The 21,300-nt window shown below is 72.4% G+C and carries 29 protein-coding genes and 1 pseudogene; 19 read left to right on the forward strand and 11 right to left on the reverse strand.

Annotation, left to right across the window (positions count from 1 at the left end; all coding sequences use genetic code 11):
* Window positions 1-59 precede the first annotated feature (59 nt).
* The 4 genes from FB476_RS08445 to FB476_RS08460 form a co-directional block, all read right to left on the reverse strand.
* On the reverse strand, window positions 60-1,616 hold the full coding sequence (locus tag FB476_RS08445; RefSeq protein WP_141818371.1) for a SulP family inorganic anion transporter: 1,557 nt from the start codon (window positions 1,614-1,616) through the stop codon (window positions 60-62).
* 108 nt (window positions 1,617-1,724) lie between these two features.
* Window positions 1,725-2,603 carry a TrmH family RNA methyltransferase gene (locus tag FB476_RS08450; RefSeq protein ID WP_141818372.1) on the reverse strand — a complete coding sequence of 293 codons (879 nt, stop codon included), beginning with the start codon at window positions 2,601-2,603 and terminating at the stop codon, window positions 1,725-1,727.
* Window positions 2,604-2,717: 114 nt separating this feature from the next.
* Window positions 2,718-3,311, reverse strand: a complete 594-nt coding sequence (locus tag FB476_RS08455; RefSeq protein ID WP_141818373.1) for an MOSC domain-containing protein — start codon at window positions 3,309-3,311, stop codon at window positions 2,718-2,720.
* Between the two features lie 33 nt (window positions 3,312-3,344).
* Window positions 3,345-3,695, reverse strand: coding sequence for a hypothetical protein (locus FB476_RS08460; RefSeq protein WP_141818374.1), 351 nt, complete (start codon window positions 3,693-3,695; stop codon window positions 3,345-3,347).
* 142 nt (window positions 3,696-3,837) lie between these two features.
* Here FB476_RS08460 and FB476_RS08465 point away from each other — a divergent pair, with 142 nt between their 5' ends.
* From FB476_RS08465 to FB476_RS08480, 4 genes and pseudogenes are all read left to right on the forward strand, one after another.
* Window positions 3,838-5,025 carry a hypothetical protein gene (locus FB476_RS08465; RefSeq protein WP_141818375.1) on the forward strand — a complete coding sequence of 396 codons (1,188 nt, stop codon included), beginning with the start codon at window positions 3,838-3,840 and terminating at the stop codon, window positions 5,023-5,025.
* 40 nt (window positions 5,026-5,065) lie between these two features.
* A complete protein-coding gene (locus FB476_RS08470) occupies window positions 5,066-5,551 on the forward strand; it encodes a DinB family protein (protein WP_141818376.1) in 486 nt (161 codons plus the stop codon).
* A 282-nt stretch (window positions 5,552-5,833) separates the two neighbouring features.
* A pseudogene (locus FB476_RS17235) lies at window positions 5,834-6,268 on the forward strand (esterase/lipase family protein); the annotation flags it as partial.
* A 211-nt stretch (window positions 6,269-6,479) separates the two neighbouring features.
* On the forward strand, window positions 6,480-7,316 hold the full coding sequence (locus FB476_RS08480; RefSeq protein ID WP_141818377.1) for a hypothetical protein: 837 nt from the start codon (window positions 6,480-6,482) through the stop codon (window positions 7,314-7,316).
* A gap of 23 nt (window positions 7,317-7,339) precedes the next feature.
* On the opposite strand, the gene FB476_RS08485 is transcribed toward FB476_RS08480, so the two are convergent.
* Window positions 7,340-7,579 (reverse strand): hypothetical protein, encoded by a 240-nt coding sequence (locus FB476_RS08485; RefSeq protein WP_141818378.1) that lies wholly within the window; start codon window positions 7,577-7,579, stop codon window positions 7,340-7,342.
* Window positions 7,580-7,740: 161 nt separating this feature from the next.
* Here FB476_RS08485 and FB476_RS08490 point away from each other — a divergent pair, with 161 nt between their 5' ends.
* Genes FB476_RS08490 through FB476_RS08510 form a run of 5 tightly spaced genes read left to right on the forward strand, consistent with a single transcriptional unit; the run spans window position 7,741 to window position 10,190 of the window.
* On the forward strand, window positions 7,741-8,319 hold the full coding sequence (locus FB476_RS08490; protein ID WP_141818379.1) for a dihydrofolate reductase family protein: 579 nt from the start codon (window positions 7,741-7,743) through the stop codon (window positions 8,317-8,319).
* A gap of 30 nt (window positions 8,320-8,349) precedes the next feature.
* Complete coding sequence (locus FB476_RS08495; protein WP_141818380.1) at window positions 8,350-8,718, forward strand: YciI family protein; 369 nt, start codon at window positions 8,350-8,352, stop codon at window positions 8,716-8,718.
* Window positions 8,715-9,062: a cupin domain-containing protein gene (locus FB476_RS08500; protein ID WP_238329625.1), complete on the forward strand. Its 348-nt coding sequence runs from the start codon at window positions 8,715-8,717 to the stop codon at window positions 9,060-9,062. Before FB476_RS08495 ends, FB476_RS08500 begins: the two co-directional genes overlap by 4 nt.
* Before the next feature lie 7 nt (window positions 9,063-9,069).
* Window positions 9,070-9,576 (forward strand): GNAT family N-acetyltransferase, encoded by a 507-nt coding sequence (locus FB476_RS08505; protein ID WP_141818381.1) that lies wholly within the window; start codon window positions 9,070-9,072, stop codon window positions 9,574-9,576.
* Window positions 9,573-10,190, forward strand: coding sequence for a M23 family metallopeptidase (locus FB476_RS08510; protein ID WP_141818382.1), 618 nt, complete (start codon window positions 9,573-9,575; stop codon window positions 10,188-10,190). The genes FB476_RS08505 and FB476_RS08510 overlap by 4 nt, the downstream gene beginning before the upstream one ends.
* A 15-nt stretch (window positions 10,191-10,205) precedes the next feature.
* Here FB476_RS08510 and FB476_RS08515 read toward each other — a convergent pair whose 3' ends face one another.
* A complete protein-coding gene (locus FB476_RS08515) occupies window positions 10,206-11,117 on the reverse strand; it encodes a TIGR01777 family oxidoreductase (protein WP_141818383.1) in 912 nt (303 codons plus the stop codon).
* A complete protein-coding gene (locus FB476_RS08520; RefSeq protein ID WP_141818384.1) occupies window positions 11,114-11,794 on the reverse strand; it encodes a TetR/AcrR family transcriptional regulator in 681 nt (226 codons plus the stop codon). Before FB476_RS08520 ends, FB476_RS08515 begins: the two co-directional genes overlap by 4 nt.
* Before the next feature lie 236 nt (window positions 11,795-12,030).
* Between FB476_RS08520 and FB476_RS08525 the strand changes: the two genes are divergently transcribed.
* From FB476_RS08525 to FB476_RS08545, 5 genes are all read left to right on the forward strand, one after another.
* A complete protein-coding gene (locus FB476_RS08525; protein ID WP_141818385.1) occupies window positions 12,031-12,333 on the forward strand; it encodes a hypothetical protein in 303 nt (100 codons plus the stop codon).
* Between the two features lie 42 nt (window positions 12,334-12,375).
* Window positions 12,376-13,224 carry an aminoglycoside phosphotransferase family protein gene (locus FB476_RS08530; RefSeq protein ID WP_141818386.1) on the forward strand — a complete coding sequence of 283 codons (849 nt, stop codon included), beginning with the start codon at window positions 12,376-12,378 and terminating at the stop codon, window positions 13,222-13,224.
* 97 nt (window positions 13,225-13,321) lie between these two features.
* Window positions 13,322-13,864, forward strand: coding sequence for a hypothetical protein (locus FB476_RS08535; protein ID WP_141818387.1), 543 nt, complete (start codon window positions 13,322-13,324; stop codon window positions 13,862-13,864).
* 46 nt (window positions 13,865-13,910) lie between these two features.
* Window positions 13,911-14,360, forward strand: a complete 450-nt coding sequence (locus tag FB476_RS08540; RefSeq protein WP_238329626.1) for an SAM-dependent methyltransferase — start codon at window positions 13,911-13,913, stop codon at window positions 14,358-14,360.
* Between the two features lie 91 nt (window positions 14,361-14,451).
* On the forward strand, window positions 14,452-15,186 hold the full coding sequence (locus FB476_RS08545) for a type 1 glutamine amidotransferase family protein (RefSeq protein ID WP_141818388.1): 735 nt from the start codon (window positions 14,452-14,454) through the stop codon (window positions 15,184-15,186).
* Between the two features lie 37 nt (window positions 15,187-15,223).
* On the opposite strand, the gene FB476_RS08550 is transcribed toward FB476_RS08545, so the two are convergent.
* The 3 genes from FB476_RS08550 to FB476_RS08560 form a co-directional block, all read right to left on the reverse strand.
* Window positions 15,224-15,799 (reverse strand): 1-acyl-sn-glycerol-3-phosphate acyltransferase, encoded by a 576-nt coding sequence (locus tag FB476_RS08550; protein WP_141818389.1) that lies wholly within the window; start codon window positions 15,797-15,799, stop codon window positions 15,224-15,226.
* Between the two features lie 84 nt (window positions 15,800-15,883).
* On the reverse strand, window positions 15,884-16,282 hold the full coding sequence (locus tag FB476_RS08555) for a VOC family protein (protein ID WP_141818390.1): 399 nt from the start codon (window positions 16,280-16,282) through the stop codon (window positions 15,884-15,886).
* A complete protein-coding gene (locus FB476_RS08560; RefSeq protein WP_170233580.1) occupies window positions 16,283-16,714 on the reverse strand; it encodes a hypothetical protein in 432 nt (143 codons plus the stop codon). It lies immediately after the preceding gene.
* Between the two features lie 133 nt (window positions 16,715-16,847).
* Here FB476_RS08560 and FB476_RS16450 point away from each other — a divergent pair, with 133 nt between their 5' ends.
* The 4 genes from FB476_RS16450 to FB476_RS08580 all read left to right on the forward strand — a co-directional run bounded on the left by FB476_RS16450 (window position 16,848) and on the right by FB476_RS08580 (window position 20,069).
* Window positions 16,848-17,279 (forward strand): SRPBCC family protein, encoded by a 432-nt coding sequence (locus tag FB476_RS16450; RefSeq protein ID WP_170233581.1) that lies wholly within the window; start codon window positions 16,848-16,850, stop codon window positions 17,277-17,279.
* Window positions 17,280-17,313: 34 nt separating this feature from the next.
* Window positions 17,314-17,955 (forward strand): class I SAM-dependent methyltransferase, encoded by a 642-nt coding sequence (locus tag FB476_RS08570; RefSeq protein ID WP_141818393.1) that lies wholly within the window; start codon window positions 17,314-17,316, stop codon window positions 17,953-17,955.
* Window positions 17,952-18,635: a DUF6226 family protein gene (locus tag FB476_RS08575; RefSeq protein WP_141818394.1), complete on the forward strand. Its 684-nt coding sequence runs from the start codon at window positions 17,952-17,954 to the stop codon at window positions 18,633-18,635. The genes FB476_RS08570 and FB476_RS08575 overlap by 4 nt, the downstream gene beginning before the upstream one ends.
* 123 nt (window positions 18,636-18,758) lie before the next feature.
* Window positions 18,759-20,069 (forward strand): biliverdin-producing heme oxygenase, encoded by a 1,311-nt coding sequence (locus tag FB476_RS08580; RefSeq protein WP_141818395.1) that lies wholly within the window; start codon window positions 18,759-18,761, stop codon window positions 20,067-20,069.
* A gap of 30 nt (window positions 20,070-20,099) precedes the next feature.
* Here the strand turns inward: FB476_RS08580 and FB476_RS08585 are convergent, their stop codons facing one another.
* Window positions 20,100-20,369 carry a hypothetical protein gene (locus tag FB476_RS08585; RefSeq protein ID WP_141818396.1) on the reverse strand — a complete coding sequence of 90 codons (270 nt, stop codon included), beginning with the start codon at window positions 20,367-20,369 and terminating at the stop codon, window positions 20,100-20,102.
* A 99-nt stretch (window positions 20,370-20,468) separates the two neighbouring features.
* Between FB476_RS08585 and FB476_RS08590 the strand changes: the two genes are divergently transcribed.
* Window positions 20,469-21,230 (forward strand): alpha/beta fold hydrolase, encoded by a 762-nt coding sequence (locus tag FB476_RS08590; protein WP_202876935.1) that lies wholly within the window; start codon window positions 20,469-20,471, stop codon window positions 21,228-21,230.
* Window positions 21,231-21,300: the final 70 nt, after the last annotated feature.

Genomic DNA, 21,300 nt, shown 5'->3' on the forward strand with positions numbered 1-21,300 from the left:
GTCGGGGCCGGGACCTTCCCCGGTATGACGTGCCGGCACCTCGAGCGCACCCGCGGCGGTTAGAGCTCCTCGCCGAGCCGACCGCTCAACCGGGCGTGGCGGGCGGCCGAGGCCTCGTTGAGGCCGACGATCTCGACCGTCTTGCCGACGCGTTCGTACTTGGTGCGCACGGCGTCCAGCGCCGCGACGGTCGAGGCGTCCCAGATGTGGCTGTCGGAGAGGTCGACGACCACGCGGGTCGGGTCGCCGGCGTAGTCGAACTGGTAGACGAGGTCGTTGCTCGTGGCGAAGAAGAGCTCGCCGGAGACCTTGTAGGTGCGCACGTCCGGGGCACCGTCTCCGTCCACGTCCCGGTCGCCGACCGCCACGACCGACGCGAAGCGGGCCACCCGGCGGGCGAAGAGGATGATCGCGGCGTTGACGCCGACGAGCACGCCGTAGGCGAGGTTCCCGGTGGCCACCGTGACCCCCATCGTCAGGAGCATGACGAGGTTCTCGCTGTGCGGCATACGTCGCAGGGTGGCGGGGTGGAGGCTGTGCCAGTCGATGGTCGCGACCGAGACCATGATCATCACCGCGACGAGGGCCGCCATCGGGATCATCCCGACCAGCGGCCCGGCCCCGAGGACCAGGGCCAGCAGGAAGACGCCGGCGAGGAAGGTGGAGATGCGCGTCCGGGCGCCGGCCACCTTGACGTTCATCATCGTCTGGCCGATGACCGCGCAGCCGCCCATTCCGCCGAAGAGTCCCGAGGTGAGGTTGGCGACGCCCTGGCCCCACGCCTCCCGGGTCTTGTCCGAGTGGGTGTCGGTGATGCCGTCGACGAGCTTGGCCGTCAGGAGCGACTCCAGCAGGCCGACGAGGGCCATCGCCAGGGCGTAGGGCCCGATGATTCGCAGCGTGTCGAGGGTCAGCGGCACGTCGGGCACGACGAGCCAGGGCAGGGAGGTGGGCAGCGCGCCCTGGTCGGCGACGTCGGGCACCCTCCAGCCGGTCGCGACGACGAGCGCGGTCACCACGACGATCGCCACCAGCGGTGCGGGGATGGCGGTGGTCAGGCGGGGGAAGGCCACGATCACGGCGATGCCGAGGGCGACCAGGGGATAGACGAGCCACGGGACGCCGACCACGTGAGGGACCTGGGCGATGAGGACGAGCATGGCCAGGGAGTTGACGAAGCCGACCATGACCATGCGGGGGATGAAGCGCATCAGCCGCGCCACCCCGAGCAGCGCCAGGACGATCTGCAGGACACCGGCGAGCAGGACGGTCGCCAGGAAGTAGTCAAGCCCGTGCTGGCGCGCCACCGGCGCGATGACGAGGGCGACGGCCCCGGTGGCCGCCGAGATCATCGCCGGCCGGCCGCCGACGACCGAGATGGTCACCGCCATGATGAAGCTGGAGAACAGCCCCATCCGCGGGTCGACCCCCGCGATGATCGCGAAGGAGATCGCCTCGGGGATCAGGGCGAGGGCGACGACCAGGCCGGCCAGGGCCTCGGTCCGCAGCCGGCGGGGATCCCGCAGCGCGGCCAGGGTCGACGTGTCACGCTCGCCGGCCTCGGGCACCACCGAGGGACGGGGCGCCTCGGGCGCGGGGCTGGCGGCTTCGGGCATGGCGGACCTCGGCGGGGCGGTGTGGCACGGGGGAGCGTCGCGACGGGGGGCGCAGGCCGCCCGGGACAGACGTCGGCGACGGCGGCGGGCCGTCGCACGGGGCGAAGTCTACCGGCGCGGGACGCCCTCGGAACGCTGCCGCACGAGCTCGTAGAGGGTGATCGAGGCGGCCACCGTGGCGTTGAGGGAACTGGCGGAGCCCACCATCGGGATGCTCACGGTGCGGTCGCAGGCCTCCTGCCAGAAGGCGCTCATCCCGGTGGTCTCGTTGCCGACGACGAGTGCCGTGGGCCCACGGAAGTCGTGGGCCCAGACGGTGGAGTCCGCGTCCTCGCTGGTGCCGACGATCTCCATACCCGGGTGGGTGCGCACCCAGTCCACGACATCCGCCGGGGCCGGGACCCGCACGGCGGGGACGGCGAACACCGAGCCACGGCTGGCGCGCACGGACTTGGGGTCGTAGACGTCGGCGGCGTGCCCGGTCACGACCACCCCGCTGACACCAAGGGCGTCGCAGGTCCGGATCAACGACCCGACGTTGCCCGGGCTGACCGGGCGGTCGAGGATCACGATGACCCCGGTCGGCCCAGGATCGATGCGGTCCAGGTCGTCCGGGGGCATCCGGACGACCGCGATCACCTCGACCGTGTCCTCGTCCTTCTGGCTCAGGTCGCGCAGCAGGTCGGGGGAGAGCCGGACCTGGTCCTCGGCGATCCCCGCGCGCAGCAGCTCCGTGGCCCAGCGCGAGGTGGCGCTCCCGTCGTGCAGGAGCGTCTGCACGGTCCAGCCGTGCTCGACCGCCTGGGTGATGGGTCGCACCCCCTGGACGAGGAACTGACCGAGGCGTTGGCGCTTGGTGCGGTTGTCCAGCAGGGCCTCCCACTGCTGGAAGCGGGCGTTGCGCGAGGCGAGCACACCGGGTCGGCCGGCACGTGGGCCCGGCCGGCGCGGGCCGCCGCCGTGGTCGTCACGCCTCGTGGGTCGCATGGTTCACCCCCTGGTCCGGAACCGTCCGTCCCCGACCCTAGGAGGGGCTGGGCGTCGGCGCCAGGGCAATTCGCTGTCGCAGTGGTTCGCCGGCGAGTGCCACCCCGGACGTCGTCAGACGGGTCGCAGCGGGCGGTGCGGCCCGGCGGGCAGCTCCACCTCGACCGGGTCGCCCGCACGGACCTCACCGCCGCGCTCCACGACTGACATCACCCCGGCCCTGCGTATGACGTGTGCCGAGGCCGCCCCCGGAGCCCCCGTGCCCGGAGCGGGACGGTCGAGGGGGGTGCCGTCGCCGCGGAACAGCACGACCTTGAGCAGGCCCGGTCGGAAGGTGTTGATCTGCGCGCAGGGGTTGCGCAGCCCGGTCACCCGCAGCACCGCATTCCCGACTCTCAGCCGGGTGTCCTCGGGAAGGGCGACGAGGTCGAGACCGGCGGTCAGGACGTTCTCGCCCAGATCGCCGGGTCCCAGCGGGTGGCCGGCCTTCGCCGCGTCGGCGAAGAGCTCGACGGGGATCAGGTGCACCTGACGGAGGTTGGGCTGCGTCGGGTCGCGCCTCACCCGGGAGCGGTGCTGCACCGTAGACCCCGCGTGGGCGTCGTCGACGACCCCGAGCCCCTCCACGAGCGTGATGGAGCCGACCGGCACCTTGCTGAAGCGGTGCTCGGCATCGCGGCTGACGGCGACGACGCGCGGCTGAGGCACGCCGTCAGCCTAGGCGGCCGACGCCGCGACGGGTCACCAGAAGACGGCGATCGCGATGTTGAGCAGCGCCAGCCCGCCGACGGCGTGGGCGAGACCGACCGAGACCTCCTGGCCGGCCTTGACCTTGCGGCGTCCGAGGATGGCCGCGACGAGGGCGCCGACGAGGACGACCAGCTTGACGGTGATCTTGACGTTGTTGACGTGGCCGTCCTCGCCCATCTCGATCAGGCCGACGAGCAGGACGCCCGTGACGAGCTGCACCCAGGCTCCCCAGAGCTGCACCTGCAGCACGGTGGGCCTGCGGTAGGTGGCGAACCAGCCTCCGACGAGCGCGGCGGCGCCAAGGATGTGGAGGAAGAGGGCGGCAGAGTGAGCGACGTCCATGAGGCGGGACCCTACCGTGTCCCGACAGTTTGTCGAAACAATGGCCGACCGCTGATGTGGCACACATCACACAACCGATCTGGGGGAGGGCGGCGTCTTCAGGAGCACAACGCAACGATGCGACTCACCCGAGGGGGACCCGATGAACCGCCAGCTCCGCACCCTTGCTCTTCCCACCGCTCTGACCGCCGCCCTGGTGCTCACCTCCGGCTGCGGGACGCAGCAGGACGGTGGCGCCGCCGAGGCGCCGATCACGGACACCAGCGCCGTGACGGTGGAGCCGGCCGGGACCGGGACCGACACCGAGCCCGAGGCTGCCGAGGACCCCGCCGAGGACAGGGGCGAGGAGGCGGGCGAGGCGGCCCCCGAGGCTCTCGACATCCCCACCATCGCGCAGACGGCCTCCTGGACCGAGACCGGGGACCTGGTCGACGTCTACGACGACGTCGCCGTCTTCACCCGTGGCGAGGACGTCGCGACCATCGTCGTCGGCCGCGCGGCCGACGGCACGCAGGTGTGGCAGCGGCCGATGGTGGTGCCGGAGGACCTCGCCGAGGCCACGGACGTGAGGGCGATGGCGGTCAAGGGACACCGGACCGTCCGGCTGGCCTGGACCGGGACACCTGCCGGGTCGAGCACCAGCCTCCTGGTCGTGGCGGTCGTCGACCCCGCCACCGGTGAGGACCTCGCCACCTCGACGACCGAGGTGCCGGCCGGGACCTACGCCTCCGAGCCCGCGAGCCTGGACCAGCTGTGGCTGGGCAACGACGTCACGCCGACCGGGCTCCTCATGGTCATCGACGACGACGCCACCACCGCCGTGGACGACCCCTACGACGACTCGGACCGGAAGGGGACGCACCGGGTGACCGAGGACCTGTGGATCAACCACGTGGACGGGACGATCCAGGTCGTGGGGGCCGACGGACCGGTGGGGGAGGGCGGCACCTGCGCTCCGATGGACGAGCCTGGCACCCTTCCGTTCGTGCCCTCCGTCCACGCCGACCGGAGCTCCACGATGCTCTCCGGCGACCTCATCGACCTCGTCGACGGGTCTGTCACGTGCTACGAGGCCGTCGAGGGCGTGGACGGCTGGGCGGCCAGCGTCCGGGACGACGGTCTGCAGGCGCTGCTGGCCCTCGAGGGTGACTACTCGGACTGGGACCAGATGACGGGCGTCGCCCTCGTCCGGGACGGCGAGGTCGCGATCAGCGGACCTGCCGGTCACGAGATCGTCTCCTTCCTCGGCGACGGCATGATCCTGCTGCGGACCGCGCCGTCGGGGAGCTGGGAGGACGGCTACGTCTACGCCGCCCATCCCCTGGGCTGACCCGGCTCACAGTCCCACGAGGTGGCGTACGGTGCACCGCATGACCGCAGAGCTGACGGCGCTCCTCGCCCATCTCGCGGAGGCGCGCGGGCACGTGCTCGCGGCCGTGGACGGCCTCGACGAGGACGACCTGACGCGACCCGTGGCGCCCTCGGGTTGGTCGATCGCCCAGCTCCTGCACCACCTCACCTACGACGACGAGATCTTCTGGGGCTGCGCGATCCTCGGGGGCGACGAGGAGGCGGCGGCGGAGATCCAGGACGGCTGGCGGCTGCCGGTCACCACGGGGGCCGAGGCCGTCGAGGGCTACCGCCGCTGGGTCAGCCGCACGGACGCCCTCCTCGCCGAGGTCGACCTCGACGCCCCGGCGCGCTGGTGGCCCCCGCAGGACGTCTTCCCGTTCCCGCCGTTCGCGGACGCCCGGGCCTGCCTCCTGCGCCTCCTCGTGGAGACCACCACGCACGCCGGCCACCTCGACCTGGCGCGGGAGGGCATCGACGGGCACCAGCACCTCGTCGTGCCCTGACCACGAGGACGTAGTGTCCTCCGGCGCGCGCCCGCTGTCCATGGGCACAACTACCCATACCCGCCCTCGGCGAGGCGCTGGTAGACCGGCACCATCCGGGGCGAGCAGGGGAGGGCCGTCATGGGTGGGACCACGATCCGACCGCTGATCCTGGTGCGCGGCTTCGGAGGGCTGGACGTCAGCGCGGAGCAGGCGAACGCCTACCAGGGCTTCAACGAGGGCACCGTCTACCCGGGGCGGCGCGGCGACAACTACATCTACGAGGGCTTCCTGCTGCGCGCCATGAAGTCAGGCGACTACCCCTACCGGGACGCGACCAACGTCGTCGGCTACTACTCCAGCCCCGTCACCTCGCCTGGCGGCGACCTCGACGGCTGGGGCGAGGGGGAGACCAGCGGCACGGTCGTCATCGACCACGAGGTCGCGCGGCGCGTGCTCCAGGAGGCGGCGCTCGGCACACTGTGGGTCTACCGGTTCTACGACCTCTCGCCGCGCTCGCTGGCGACCTACGGCGCAGGCCTGGTGCGGCTCGTCACCCTCATCCGGCAGGCCGTCGAGCGCACCGGGCCCGGCTCCTTCGACGGGGTGGACCTCGTCTGCCACAGCATGGGCGGGCTCGTGATGCGCGAGGCGCTGCTGCAGATGGACGCGCAGGAGGAGGGCTCGGCGCGCACCCTGGTCCACCGGGTCGTCACGCTCGGGACGCCCCACCGCGGGATCGCCTTCCAGGGCATGCCCCGGTGGTTGCTCGAGGCACTGCCCGGTGTGCGGGGCGGCGCCGACGAGCTCGTCGGCTTCTCCCCGGACAGCGTCCGACACCTGGAGCTGCTCGAGGTCTTTCCTCCCGAGCGCATCCTCACCGTGGTCGGCACCAACTACCGGGCGTATGGCGTGCGCCCGGCGAGCGTGCTCAACCGCCTCTCCACGTTTGCTCGACGAGGGCTCCCTGGCCACCAACCGCAGCGACGGTCTCGTCAAGCAGGCCTCCGCGCAGCTGCCCGGGGCCCCTCGGACCTTCGTGCACAAGAGCCACGGCGGGGCCGACTCGATCGTGAACTCGCGCGAGACCTACGAGATCGCCATGCGCTTCCTCCACGGCACCCACAAGGTGTCGCTGTGGCTGGAGGAGGCGGACGTCCGACGCGGCAAGGACTGGTTCGGCGACAGCGAGTTCTACTTCGGCGTGAGCATCAAGCCGCGCTACGTCGACTTCGAGCTCTTCCACCAGAGCGCCGAGGCCGAGAACTGCTACGGGCCCTTCGCCTCCCAGGCCCTCGACGACGACCTGGGCGACCTCGCGACCGAGCTGGCCAGGCCGTTGTCCGCCCCGGGGGACCGGACGACGGGGTGGGCCGGTCGGGACCGGCTGATCTGGGAGGGGTGGATCGACGGACGGGCGACGCCGAGCGAGCAGGCCTACGGCATGGTCTTCCGGCTCGACGTCTACGTCGGCGAGCGCGACAGCCGGGGCATCGGCTTCTCCGACAACGTCATCTTCCGCAAGCAGTACTACGTCCAGGTCTTCCCGGGCGAGACCGCCGCCGAGCTCTTCCTCCACACGGGGGAGGAGTACCTCGGCCGCCGCGACGCCAAGGACGCCGCCGCGCTGCGCGAGATCGCCGCCCAGTGCGCACCGCTGGGGACCAAGGCACCCCTGCAGCACCTGGAGGAGGTCCAGAGCCGTCCCGGGTGGTTCTTCGAGGTCGAGGGCACGGGCTTCTGGGCGCGGATGCGCGTCGCCATCGCGAAGAACCGCGACCCCTGACGGACGAACGGCCGCTGACCGAGCTAGTCGTTGCGGCAGCTGCGCAGCAGGCGCAGCTCGTCGCGCAGGCGGGGCGGGACCGGCATGCGGAGCAGGTGGAGCTCGGCGACGTAGGCCTCCGCGGCGTCCAGCAGGGCCGCCCTGGCCACGGCGAGCTCGGCCTTGGCCGCCGGCGGCGTCCGACGGGACTGGACGACCGTCCTGGCCTGCCGCAGCGCGGCCGCCAGCTGCGTGAGACGGAGCGGTTGCTCGGGGGGATGCATGAAACGGACGACCACGCTGGACGGCCTCCCTCGGCCCACCGGCGCCACGCGGCACCGGTCGGACCCCACCGTACCCGTCCGTGCTCGGCGCGTGCCGGGTCTTGACCGTCCGCTCCTCGCGCTGCGAGCCTGGCACCTTCCACCGACCGCGGAGGCACCTCATGGGCACGCTCGTCTACGCGGCCAACGTCTCGCTCGACGGCTACCTCGAGGACGATGCGGGGTCCCTGGACTGGTCCGTGCCGGACGAGGAGGTCCACGCCTTCTGGAACGAGCACGAGAGCCGCATCGGCACCTCGCTCTACGGCCGCCGCATGTGGGAGGCGATGCGGGTCTGGGAGGAGGACGACTGGCTGGATCGGCAGCCCCAGGTGGTCCTCGACTACGCCCAGATCTGGCGCGACGCCGACAAGGTCGTCTACTCCACCACCCTCGCCGGGGCCACCACGTCACGGACCCGCGTCGAGCGCACCTTCGACCCCGAGGCCGTTCGGCGGCTCAAGGAGACCTCGGACCGCGGCCTCAGCGTCGGAGGCGCCGCGCTCGGGGCCGAGGCCTTCCGGCACGGGCTCGTCGACGAGGTCGTGCTGGTCGTGCAGCCCGTGGTCCTGGGTGGCGGCAAGCCCGCCCTGCCCCACGGCATACGTCTCGACCTGGAGCTGCGCGAGGTCCGCCGCTTCACCGGGGGGTCGGTGGCTCTGCACCACGCGGTGCGGCGCACCTGGGACGCCGACCGATGAGTCCGGGCGCCGGGGCCGGTCGGACCTCGCATGACCCAGTACCTGCTGTCCGTCCCCCACGACTCCGCCGAGGAGCCGACCATGGCCACCATGGACCCGGCCGAGCTCGAGGCCGCGCTCGCGGCCACCGGCGCGATCCTCGAGGAGCTGATGTCCTCGGGCGCGTTCGTCTTCGCCGGTGGGCTCATGCCGCCCTCGAGCGCGGTCACCGTCGAGGCCACGGAAGCCTCCACGACCCGGACGCCCGGGCCGTTCGTCGAGGCGCCGGAGTATCTCGGCGGCTTCTGGGTGATCCAGGTCGCCGACCAGGAGACCGCCCTCGACTGGGCGGAACGCGCCTCGCGGGCGCTCGGTGGCCGGATCGAGGTCCGGGCCTTCCAGGACGCCCCGTCCGCATGATGGCCGGCTCCGTGCTCGACCGCTCCGACGGCCGGTCCGACGGCGAGGAGTGGACCGACAACTACGAGCGACTGCCGGGTGGGGTCGGGATCTCGCTCATCCTCGAGTCCACCACCCGAGCCGGCGTCGGGCCGCGCCTGCACCAGCACCCCTACGCCGAGACCTTCGTCATCCGCCGCGGCTCGGCGACCTTCACGATCGGGGAGGACACCGTCGAGGGACGGGCGGGGCAGGTGCTCGTGGTCCCCGCCGACACCCCGCACCGGTTCACCACCGGACCGCAGGGGTATGAGGCGGTGCACGTCCACGCCAACCCCGAGTTCGTCACGACCTGGCTGGAGTAGGGGTCGGATGCTACGCACGGCCCGCCTGGTCCTGAGGCCGCTGGAGGAGGGGGACGCCGCGGTCCTCCGCGAGCTGTGGAGCGAGCGGGACCCGCGCGTGCCGCCGCACCGGCGCATCGACGCCGAGGGACGGCCGACCGTCTCCGACCTGGCTCGGCGGGTCCAGGACGCCGTCGGACCTCCGCCCGGTCTGCTGGCCGTGGAGGTCGCGGAGACCGGGGAGGTCGTCGGCTACTGCGGCATCGTCCCCACCGATGACGGCGAGGATCCCGAGCTGGCCTTCGAGCTGCTGCGTGGGCACCAGGGCAGGGGCTACGCCACCGAGGCGGCGCTCGCGGTGGTCGACGCGGCGCGCGCGGCGGGGCACGAGCGGCTCGTGGCCAGCGTGTGGGACTGGAACGGCCCGTCGCTGCGGGTGCTGGACAAGGTCGGCTTCCGCGAGACCGGTCGGCGGGCGCCCGACCCCGAACGCGGGACGACGATCCTCACGGCGCTGGAGCTGGGAGATCGGTGACGCGCCCGGTCGAGCTCGCCCCTCCCTTCTCCGGCCGCTGGCTGGTCCAGAACAGCCCGGCCGACCGCGTGCCCAGCCACGGCACGCACCTCTTCGCCACCACCTACGCGATCGACTTCGTGCCCGTGGACGAGGTGGGCCGGTCCGCCCGCCTCGGGCTGCGGGGCCTGGTGCGCCCGGAGCCGCCGCAGGCCTTCGTCGGGTTCGGACGACCGGTGCTCGCCCCGTCCGATGGCGTGGTCGCTGCGGTCCACGACGGGGAGCCGGACCATGACGCCTACCGCGGCCTGCCGTCGGTGGGCTACGCCCTCACGCAGGGCAGGCGGGCTCACGGGGGGTGGGTGGCGCTCGCCGGCAACCACGTCGTCGTAGAGGTCCGCATCGGGGTGTTCGTGGCGCTGTGCCACCTCGCCGACGGCAGCGTCGGCGTGCGACCGGGGCAGGAGGTCGCCGCCGGCGAGGAGCTGGGCCGGTGCGGCAACTCGGGCAACAGCACCGAGCCGCACCTGCACCTGCAGGTCATGGACCAGCTCGACCCCGGCCGCGCTCGTGGGCTGCCCCTGACCTTCGGGAACGGCATACCGCATAGCGGGGAGATCGTCGACGCTCCCTGAAGGCCCGGTCGCGCCTCAGCCCAGCTGGACCGGCAGCAGACCCCACCGGGTCAGGGGAGCGATGGCCGCAAGCGCCTCGTCGAGGGTGGGGTGGCGGAAGGCGTAGCCGGTGCGCAGCAGCACCGCGGGGTGGACCCAGCGGCTCTTGAGGACGAGCTCCTCCTCGGTGCGGATGATCCGAGCGCCCGCACGCAAGGACCACGCCGGCAGGGGGAGACCGACCGGCGCACCCAGGTGGCGCCGGACGGCCGCCATGAGCTGGGCGTTGGTCACGGGGTGCGGCGTCGCCAGATTGACCGGACCACTGATGTCGGGACGGTCCATCACGTGGCGGATCGCGCCGTGGACGTCGTCGACGTGGACCCAGCTGAACATCTGGGCCCCGTCGCCCTGCGCCCCGCCGAAGCCGGTGCGTGCCAGGTTGACGAGCGGGCTGAGGGCGCCGCCGTCCGGACCGAGCACGATGGCGATGCGGAGGGCGACCTTGCGGACCGGCGTGGGGGCGTCATACAGCTCCCGCTCCCAGGCCCGGGCGACGGCGACCGAGAAACCGCTGCCCAGCTCACCGGTCTCCTCGTCCTGCGGGCGGTCGCGGGCGTCGCGGTAGATCGTGCCGGTGCTGGCGTTGATCCAGACCGGGGGAGGAGACGTGCATCCCGCAAGCGCCTCTCCGAGGGCGCGGGTGGTCTCGGTGCGCGAGGAGAAGATCTCGTCAGCGGTGCGTCTGGTGTAGCGGCAGCTCACCGAGCGTCCGGCCAGGTTGACCAGGGCGTCGGCGCCCTCCAGCACCGGGCGCAGGTCCTGGCCCCACGTCGCGTCCCCCGTGGTGCGGCCGATGGTGCGCACCTCGACCCCCTCGGCGGCGAACGCCCGCCGGAGGTGCTGCCCGAGGAAGCCGGAGGCCCCGGCGAGGACGACGGTGCTCATGGGGCGCTCCTGTCGGAGGAAGGTGCCGCCAGCCGGTCGACCAGGGCGAAGACGTCGGCGGCCAGGCCCCGGCCGACAGGCAGCCGGCTCAGGGAGACCACGCGCGAGATGATCGGCGCCAGGCCGTCCGCCAGCTCCCGCGTGCGGCGCTGCTGGGGGGAGGAGTCGGTGACCCAGTGCAGCGTGACCCCCAGGTAGGCCATCCACAGCAGCTCGGCCAGCCGCGGGTGCACGGTGGTCGTCCGGGTGCCGCGGGAGGCGGCGAGCACCTGCCGCATGAGGTCCGTCGCGGCCGCGCGGGCCGGCCCGGACTCCGTCGAGAACGGGCTCACGGCCGAGGACCGCGAGAGTGCGACGTGCAGCATCGTCGCCCCGAAGGAGTGGTATGGACTCATGGTGTCGAGGCCGGTATGCAGCACCGTGCGCAGGTTGTCGGCCAGCGACGCCCCCTCGCGCAGCAGCGGCAGGGCGCGCTCACGGTGCTCCTCCTGGATGCGGGCGTAGAGCTCGAGGACGAAGGCGTCCTTGCCGTCGAAGTAGTAGTAGGCGGAGCCCTGGGAGACCCCGGCCTCGGTGGCGACCAGGCGCATCGTCGTCGCCTCGTAGCCGCGCTCGCGGAACAACCGCAGGGCGGTGTCGACGAGGAGCTCGCGCGTGCGCTCCGCCTTGGTGGTCATGAGGGCAACATACACCTGTTTTGAACGTGTTCAAAGAACGTTTGTCGTCGGCAGGACGCGCCCGGGAACATCGCACTGCCGTCGCACGTCTGAGGCGTATGGACGCGAGGACAGCGGGTGCGGCGGTGACGGTGTGGGCATCGGTTCTCGTGGTCGCCGGGTGCGGCACGGCCACCAGCGGTGATCCCCCCGCGGGACCGCGCTCGGGCGTCACGGTCAGGGAGGTGCACGCAGACGTGCCCTTCTACCCAGCCTGCGGCAACGAGGTCCTCGAGCTGGACGGGACCACCTGGTACCAGCTCTACCGCGACGAGCAGCGCGCGCTGGACGCCGAGCTCGACGGCGGAACCGCCGGGGGAGCGAACGCCCTGATGGTGGTCACCGACGTCTCGGCCCCTAGGGTGGTCGCCCCGGGGCCCGGCGACGACGTGGGCGACGTCACCGTCTTCTCCGACGGGTTCGCGCGCTTCGAGTCCGACAGCGGCGACCTGTCGACCTGGTTGACGACGGAGGTCCGCACCTACAACTGGGAGTGCTGAGACGGGCCTGCGGGTCCGGACCCGGAGGTTAGGGTCGGGACCGTGACCGACCCCGCAGATCGCCTGACGGCCCGGCAGCGGGCCCTCGTCGACACGTGGCTGGGGGAGTGGTGCGTCCTCGCCGACCACACCTGGGGCCAGACCGACACAGTGGTGCTCGAGGTCCGGTCCGCCCGTGGTCACGTCGTCGTCAAGGCGGGCGGGCCCGCGAACGGTCACATCGGGCGAGAGATCCGGGCCCACCAGGGGTGGACCGCACGATGGGTGGAGGCGGGGCGGGCCGCCCGGATGGTGGCCGCCGACGAGGACGCCCGGGTCCTGGTCACGTCGTTCGTCCCCGGGCGTCTGGTCGAGGGGACGTCCGCGCAGGACGACCCGACGACATACCTGCAGGCGGGGCGGTTGCTGGCGGCCTTCCACAGTCAGCACGCAGAGGTGGATCCGGACTGGAACGACCGGCTCCGGCAGCGGGTGGACAACTTCCTCGCGAGACCCCACCGGATCGACGGGGAGGTGGAGGCGCGAGTTCGCCGGGAGCTCGAGGACTGGCCCGGCGGGGGAGCCGCCGTCGTGCCCACCCACGGCGACTGGCAGCCGCGCAACTGGCTGGACGACGACGGGACGCTGCGGGTGATCGATCTCGGTCGCTTCGATCTCCGCCCGCCCGAGGAGGACTTCGTGCGGCTCGCTCGTCAGGACTTCCTGCGCGACCAGCGGCTTGAGGTGGCCTTCCGGGAGGGTTATGGTCGCGACCCGCGCGAACCGGGGATGTGGCGACGCATGAACGTCGCCGAGGCGGTCGGCACGGCCGTGTGGGCCTTCGCGGTCGGGGACGAGCCGTTCGAGGCCGTCGGCCACGCCCAGCTCGCACGGCTCTTCCCGACCGGGTGACGCCCGCCGGCCTCGATCGCGACGCGGGAGCTGGAGCTCGGGCGTGTTTCGTCCAGCCCTCCATCCTGCCCGTTCAGGGGGCTAGGGTCTGGGAAGCATGAGGCCTACGCCGGGGGACGTCGCAGCGCAGATCACCGCGATCGTCGGGTCGACGTGGCCCGACGGGCTCGACGACGGGATCCCGTGGCTGGGGTCGCTCGGCGTGTCGACGGAGACTGCCGAGGAGACGTCGTGCGAGGAGGACAGCGGCGCCTGGGACTTCGCCACGCTGCCGGCGTGGGGCGCGGCGAAGGTCGGATGGAGCACCTACCGCGGGCGGTTCGCGGGCGTGTCGTGGTGGCTGTGGAGCGACCTTGAGTGGGAAGACGTGCGATCGGCCGCGGCGGCCCTGGCCGAGGAGATCTCGACCGTCCACGGAGCGCCATCGGAGTCCACCGCGGAGGCCGAGGGCCGGGGCCCCAGCTGGCTCTGGCGCCTGGAGGGCCACGATATCGAGATGTACGCCCACAACGGCGCGATCCGGCCGGAGGGCTTCGCCGCCGGGCCGTCGGTGGTGCAGCTGCACGTCGACCTGCGACCCGTGGCGGAGCTGCGCGAGGACGAGGCGCAGCGCCGCGCGGTCTGGAAGCCGCAGGCCTAGCCAGCGGACACTGGGCTGATCCGGGGGCACCGGGTCACCTTGTGGTGTGAGCGCTACTGTGATGAGCGTGGCGCCCGCCCTCTCGCCCCGCCTGGCAGCCGTCGTGGACGCCCTGCCGATCATTCCGCACTCCCGGGTCCTGGAGATCGGCTGCGGGACCGGCGCTGCGGCCCGCGCGGTCGCCGCTCGGCTGACCGACGGGCGCATCCTCGCGATCGACCGCTCGGCCAGGGCCGTCGAGCAGACGCGTGCCAGCTCCGCCAGCGAGATCGCGTCCGGCCGGATGAGCGTCCGTCAGGCCGCGGCCGAGGAGTTCGTGCCCGAGCCGGGGGAGGGCCCGTTCGACGTGGTGTTCGCGGTCCGGGTGGGCGCCCTGGACGGTCGGCACCCCGACGCCGGGGCCTTGGCGCTGGAACGCATCCGGGCCGCCCTGGCCTCGGGTGGGCGGGTGTTCGTCGACGGCGGTCAGCCCCTGCGCGAGCTCGACCTCGGCTGACGCGTCGCCGCCCATGAGAACGATCTGCCACACGCGGCGATGATGCAGTGACCTCGCGCGCGGACCCACGGTCCGATGATGAACTGTGGGCATGACCACGGTCCTCGTGGGCGGCGGCCCGGACACCACCCGCAGCTCGACCTGTCTCCAACCGTTCGTCGACGCCTGCCTGGAACGTGGAGTCGCCCGTGTCGGCCTGCTCCTGGCAGGTGCGGCCGACAACGCCAGAATGTTCGCCCCCGACTACACGAACCTGCTGCCCGCGCTCGCCGGGCGGATCGACGTGGTGCCGCTCGCGGACGGCGTCCCGGACGTGGCCAGGTTCGAGGCGCTCGTCGTAGGTGGTGGCCCGACCCCCGCGTATCACTCGGCGCTGCGCCCTGTCTATCCCGAGATCCGCGCGATGGCCGCCGTCGGCTGTCCCTACCTCGGCTTCTCGGCCGGCGCGATGATCGCCGGAGACCGGGCACTCGTGGGGGGCCACCGGGTGGATGGGGTCGACGTCTGCCCTGTCGGGTGGTCGGAGGGCTTGGACGAGGTCTCCCTCGACGAAGGGATCGGTCTCGTCCCCGGCGTGGTCGAGGTGCACGCCGCCCAGGCCGGGACGGTCGGCCGAGCCGTCGCGATCGTTCTGCAGCGAGGTGCGGAGGTCGTCGTGGCCCTTGACGAGGACACTGCCGTGCGCCCCCGAGGTCAACAGTGGGACGTCCTCGGGACGGGTCGAGCCTGGAGGGTCAGCGCCGACGATCGCGGGCGGGCGGTCGTCGACCCCGTGCGCGCCGGAGGGGTCATTCCTGTCCCGGCGCCCGATCACACGCGTTACTGATCGACGGAGGGCGGCGGTGCACGGGCCCCGGCGATCCTCAGGACCCGCGCGACTCCTCGCGCAGCCGGGGCTCGACGCGGCTCTCCGGACGGAAGCCGGCCTTGTCGGCGTAGAACTCCCGGATGCGGTCCATGTCGGCCGACACGTTCCCCGTCAGCTCGATCGTCGGACCCAGACCAGTCGTCATGGTGGTGCGATCCACATACCCGAGCGTGACCGGCATATCGCTCTCCTGCGCGATCCGGTAGAAGCCCGACTTCCAGTGGGTGTGACCCTTGCGGGTGCCGTCGGGGGTGACCACGAGGCCGAACACCTCGCCCGTGCGGATGCGCTCGAGCACCTCGTCGACGACCCGGAAGGGGTTGGACCGGTCGACGGGTATGCCGCCCAGCCGACGCATGATCGGACCGCGCCAGCCGCTGAAGAGCGTGTGCTTGCCCAGCCACCTGAAGTCCATGCCCAGACGCCAGGCGATCGCCAACATCAGCACGAAGTCCCAGTTGGACGTGTGGGGCGCCCCGACGAGGACGGTGGGGCGGTCCGGCGCGGGCGCCGAGACGAGCTTCCACCGGCTGACGGCCCAGAAGGTGCGGGCGACGAGGCGTCGGAGCATGGCCCAACGGTAGGGCACGTGGCTCGACGGGTCGGGGCCGACCACGGGTTCGTCCCCGCGGCCAGGACAGCTCCGCCGGTGGAATCACTCCGGGGCGACCAGCTCCAGCTCGAAGCCCTCGTGGTTCTCGATGAACAGGGCGGTGTGCTGCGGTCCGCCGGCATGCGGGTAGCGGTCCGCGAAGAGCTCGGTCCAACCGTGCCGGCCGCAGTCCTCTCGCAGCCGGTCGAGCTGGTGGCGGTCGGCGACGCGAAGGGCCAGGTGGTTCATCCCGGCGCGGGTGCGCTCGTGGGCACCGGTGACGTCGGGGGACTGCTCCAGCACCAGGTAGACACCGCTCGGGTGGGTCCACACCCGTCCCGCCGGCCAGTCCCGGTCATCCTCGGCGTGCCAGCCGATCGAGGTGAGGAGCCAGTCGAACGACGGCACGGCACCCGCGAGGTCGCAGGTCCACAGCTCGACGTGGTGGACGCCGTTCTCCATCTAGGAGTCCTCGTCGGACCTCGGGCTGGCTAGCTCTCCCTGGTCCTCGGGGAAGCCGACCGTGGGCCAGAGGGCGGCCGACCCGGCGTCGTCCAGCCACTCGACCGTGAAGTCCGTCTCGTCCTCCCCGGTGAGGTCGAGGGCCTCCCGGATCGAGTGCTGGCGGACGAACCAGGGCAGCCGGCCGGCCCGCACCTCGCGCGTCAGGGAGAACGGCTGGGGGTCCTCGGCGATGAGCTCGTGCGACCCGTCGTGCCAGGTGATGAGGAAGGTGGGGAGCGGACGCAGCCGGAACACCCCGGCCCACTGCACGTGCGATGCGACATGTCCCACCTGGGCTCCGTGGTGCAGGAGACGCCCGACGCGATGGTCGAAGAAGCCCAGCTCGGACTCGAAGGGGTCCTTTCCGGGGGACCGGCGGATCAGTGGCATTCCTGAAGTGTGTCGCACGTGCCGCCCGCGGATGGTCCCAGCCCGCTACGGTGTGGCACCCAGGGTGCGTGCCAGGCTCGGCGGCGGCGCCAGGACGAGAGCGAGAACGGATGAAGAGGCGTGCGACGACCTGGTGCGTCGGCCGGTCGACGAGGTCTTCGACTACCTGGCCGACGTGACGAACGAGGTCCACTGGCGCCGGTCGGTCGTGGAGTCCTCGTACACGACCGACGGGCCGCTCGCCGTCGGCCGGCAGGGCCTGACCGGCGTTGCGATGGGGGACAAGCGGGTCTCGATGGGCTGGACCGTCGTCGACCACGTCCCCGGACGGCACGTCCGGTGGCAGCTGACGGACGGGCCGTGGCGCGGAGGCGGCTCCTACACGGTGGACGCGGCTCCGGACGGGGCTGCCGTGACCGCCGCGCTGGAGGTCCGTCTCGCAGGTGCGTCACGACTTCTCGAGCCGGTCCTCGGGATCATGCTCGGACGGGGTCTGCGACAGGACCTTGACCGCCTGGGAACGGTGCTCGAGGGGCAGCCCCAGCGAGGTTCCGCCAGCTCGTGACGGGGGCCACGGCCTACCTCGGTAGGTTGACCGGATGACCCGGGACCTGTGGGACGACGAGGCCGCGCACTTCGACGACGAGCCGGACCACGGGTTGGCGGATCCGCAGGTGCGGTCCGCGTGGCGGGAGCTGCTGCTCGAGGTCCTTCCCGCGGCTCCAGGACGGGTGGCCGACCTCGGGTGTGGCACCGGGACGCTCACGCGGCTGCTCACCGACGAGGGGTATGTCGTCGACGGGCTCGATCTCTCCCCGGAGATGATCCGTCGGGCGAGGGTGAAGGTCCCGGAAGCGGAGTTCGTCGTCGGGGACGCCGCCCGTCCTGCGCTCGAGCCCGGGGCGTATGACGTGGTGCTGAGCCGGCACGTCCTGTGGGCGATGCCCGACCCCGCCGAGGCGTTCGCACGCTGGGTCGAGCTGCTGCGTCCGGGCGGCGTCGTGGTCCTCGTGGAGGGCCGGTGGTCGACGGGGGCCGGTCTGACGGCGGCGGAGTGCGAGGAGATCGTGCGCCCCCTGCTCAAGGACGTCTGGGTGCGTCCGCTGCCGGAGCCGGTCTACTGGGGCAAGACCATCGAGGACGAGCGCTACCTGCTGGTCAGCCGGTCCTCGTCGCGAGGGGCTCCTGCTCCTGACGATTCCAGCCGCGGATCTCGGAGGGGCGTAGGGTCTCGACCGTGACGGGGTTGGGTGACCTGAGCGCCGAGGTGGCTGCACGCTACGCCCGCCTCGACCTGCCCTCCTGGCCGAACCCTCATCCCGATGGGGCCGAGGCCCGCGAGGAGGAGTACTCCCGCGTCACCGCGCCGGAGCGCTACCGCATCGTCCACGCCCGGGCCCGCGTGTGGATCGACGTCCTGACCGACCTGCTCGACGTCGACACCGTCCCTCTACCGGCCGCCCCGCTGGACGGGACGGAGCCGTCCCAGGGGTCCTTCGACCGCGGCACCAAGCTCGTCCCGCGTCGACCGGACACGCTGCCCCTGCTGCTGCTCGAGCGGGACGCGCCGCAGCCGGGGCACCAGTCGACGCTCGCGGTCCTCCACATCAGCGCCGCCGAGCCGCGGATCACCCTCATGTCGGTGCCGGACTGCGGGTGCGACGCGTGCGACTGGGGGTCGGAGGACCTCCTGGACGCCATCGACGACACGGTCGGTCGCGTCGTCGGAGGACCGTTCGTGGCGCTGCTCGGCCAGGGGTGGTTCGCCCAGTGGCACCCCGACGGTGGGGCCTCAGGAGGGACAAGAAGCGACACCCCGCACGACACGCTCCTGGACTGGTGCCGACGAGCCGCGACGGGGGAGAGGGGCCACCTGCCAGACGGCGTCGAGGTCCACGTCGGCCGGTCGTGGCTCGACTGAGCACCGCGCGGGCTCGGTTCTGCGCGTCGGCGTCGCGGGCCGGGCCGGCGATGGCCTAGCGTGGCCTGTTGCACCGAACGCCCCGACGCCCCGTCCCACGAGCGAGCACAGCCGAGGTACACCATGATCCCCACCACGCCGTTGCTGGAGCGCCTGCGTGACGACACGCGGGAGGCGCTCGTCCACCTCGAGGGGCTGCCTCTCTGGGCCGCGCTGAAGGACGGGACCCTGCCGCGGGAGTCCTACGTGCTCTTCCTCGAGGCGATGCATGCGGTGCACGAGCCGCTCCGCGAACCTCTCGGTGGCCAGCCGGACCCGAGGGTCACCGCGTTCTGGGACGCCATGGCCGCGCGGATTCCGCTGCTCGAGGAGGACCTGACCTACCTTCAGCGCGACCGCCCGGGCAGGACGACGGAGTCCCTGCTCCACGCCATCATGCTCTCCGAGGAGACCGTTCTCCGCGGCCGGCGGGACCCGGCCTCGCTGGCGGGCTTCCTGTACGTGCTGCATACCTCTCCGTTGGGAGACAGCCTTCTCGCACCCCTGCTCAGCCAGCCCTACGGGCTGCCGGGCACGGAGGGCCTCGCGTTCGTCCAGGGCAGCGCCCCTGCACAGCAGGCCTGGGGTCCGTTCGCCGAGGCGTTGCAGGCGTCCACGCTCGACCGCGACGGCCAGGCGCGCGCAGTGGACGCGGCCCTGGAGGCGGTGGAGGGCCTCGAGCGCATCGCGGAGCAGCTGCACCCGCTCGTCCTGGAGGACGACCCCGACACCCTGGGGCATGTGCTCAACCCGGGGGCTGGGCGGCACGTCGTCGCCGAAGACCCACGCGAGCTGCGTGCCGCGCTGCGGGCCGGTGTGCGCTCGTGGGAGCGGTTTCCCTACTACGAGCGGCGCTACGGTCGGCGGGGACGCCGGTTCACCCGCAGCGACAGCGCGTGGCTGGTCACGCTGGCGAGCCTGCCGCAGAGCGAGGTCGACCGCCAGATCCGCTGGCTCGGGCAGGTGCTCGCGGCACGGGGCATGCCGCGCTGGATGCTCGAGCTGCACCTCGAGGTCCTGCACGAGGAGCTCGTCCTGTCCGTCCCCGAGGCCGGGGACGCCTACGCGCCCCTGCTGTCGGCTGCCCGGCACCTGCGCGACCAGCGCCACTCGGTCCTCGAGGAGCGGGTATGGGGTGAGATCGGCGCGTCCTTCGACGCCGCCGTCGGGAGCCGGTGGGCCCGGCAGCTGCCGGGGATCGGCGGCCTCCTCGTGGCCGCGGTCGCCGACGAGGCCCTCGGCGTGCGGCACGCGGTGTCCAGCCTGGAGGGCTGGCTCACCGACCCGGGCAGGTTCCCCCCGGCGTGGGCGACGGCTGTGCGGCAGACGCTGGACCAGGCCTGGGAGCTGGTGGATGCGGCACGTCCGGGACTGAGCACCGGCTCCGGCGCCTGAGCCGGAGCCGGAGCCAAGCGTGCCGCGGCGTCAGCTGACCCGTCGCCGTGCCAGGGCGAAGTGCTCCTGGACGCTGCTCAGGAACTCGTAGAGCCCGGTCAGGAGCAGCAGCAGCCCGACGACCTCGGCGACCCCGCCGGCCCACAGCCAGCCGTTGGTCGTCGCGTTGCCGAACTCTTCGGTCGTCGGTTGGGCCATTCCGACGAGCACCATGAAGATGCCGGCCACGCACAGGGCCACGCCCCACGACAGGGCGACGGCGAAGGGCCTGCCCGTGTGTCCGCTCCGCGTCTCCGCCATGGCCGGACGTTACTGGGAAACGCGACGCCGGTGGGGGAGGAGCAGCCAGGCGCGCCGCGCTACCAGGACCAAGCGCCGGTGACACCTATGCTCCATCGGGTGCAACCGTGCAAGGTCCACCGCTACGGGAACCCTGACTCCCGCGCCGTCGTGCTCGTGCACGGCCTGACCGACGCGGGCACGGCGTGGCCGGACCTCGTGCAGCACTGGGGTGACCGGTGGGACGTGCACGCCGTCGACCTTCGTGGACACGGCGAGTCTCCCCGCTTCACCGACGCCGAGCTTGCGGACGCTCCGGCGGTGATGCTCGCCGACCTCGTCGCGGTCATCGACGACCTGCCCGAACCTGCTGCACTGGTCGGGCACTCGCTCGGGGGTCTTCTCTCGTTGCGCGCCACCCTCGCCCGTCCGGACCGGGTATGGGCGCTGGTCCTGGAGGACCCGGCCAGGCCGACCGGGGCGCAGCCCGACCCGGACTTCCTGGCCCACAACGAGGAGTTCCTCGAGAGCGTGGACGCCGATCCTGAGAAGGAGATTCGGCGCATGGCGGTCGAGACGATCTGGAGCCGCTCGGAGATCGAGGCGTGGGCGGCCTGCAAACCGCTGGTCGACCGTGACTACATCCGCCGCGGCCTCCACCTGGGTGACCCAGTCTGGGAGGGGCTCTTCAACGCGCTCATGGTGCCCACCCTGCTCGTCCTGCCGCCCGACGCACCCATGGCGCCACGTGCGGAGGCCGTCCACAACCCCCTCGTCCGGACGGCCGTCGTCGCAGACGCGGGGCATTGCGTCCGGCGGGACCAGCCGGGGGAGTACCACCGCCTGGTCGACGATTTCCTAGCGGAGGCGGCACCCCGCTAGGCACGACGTTCGGCGGCCGGCGGCCGCCCTCCCCGGTCGATCCTCAGAACTTTCCAACCCTGTCGGCCTG

The organism is Ornithinimicrobium humiphilum (assembly GCF_006716885.1).
GTDB lineage: Bacteria > Actinomycetota > Actinomycetes > Actinomycetales > Dermatophilaceae > Ornithinicoccus > Ornithinicoccus humiphilus.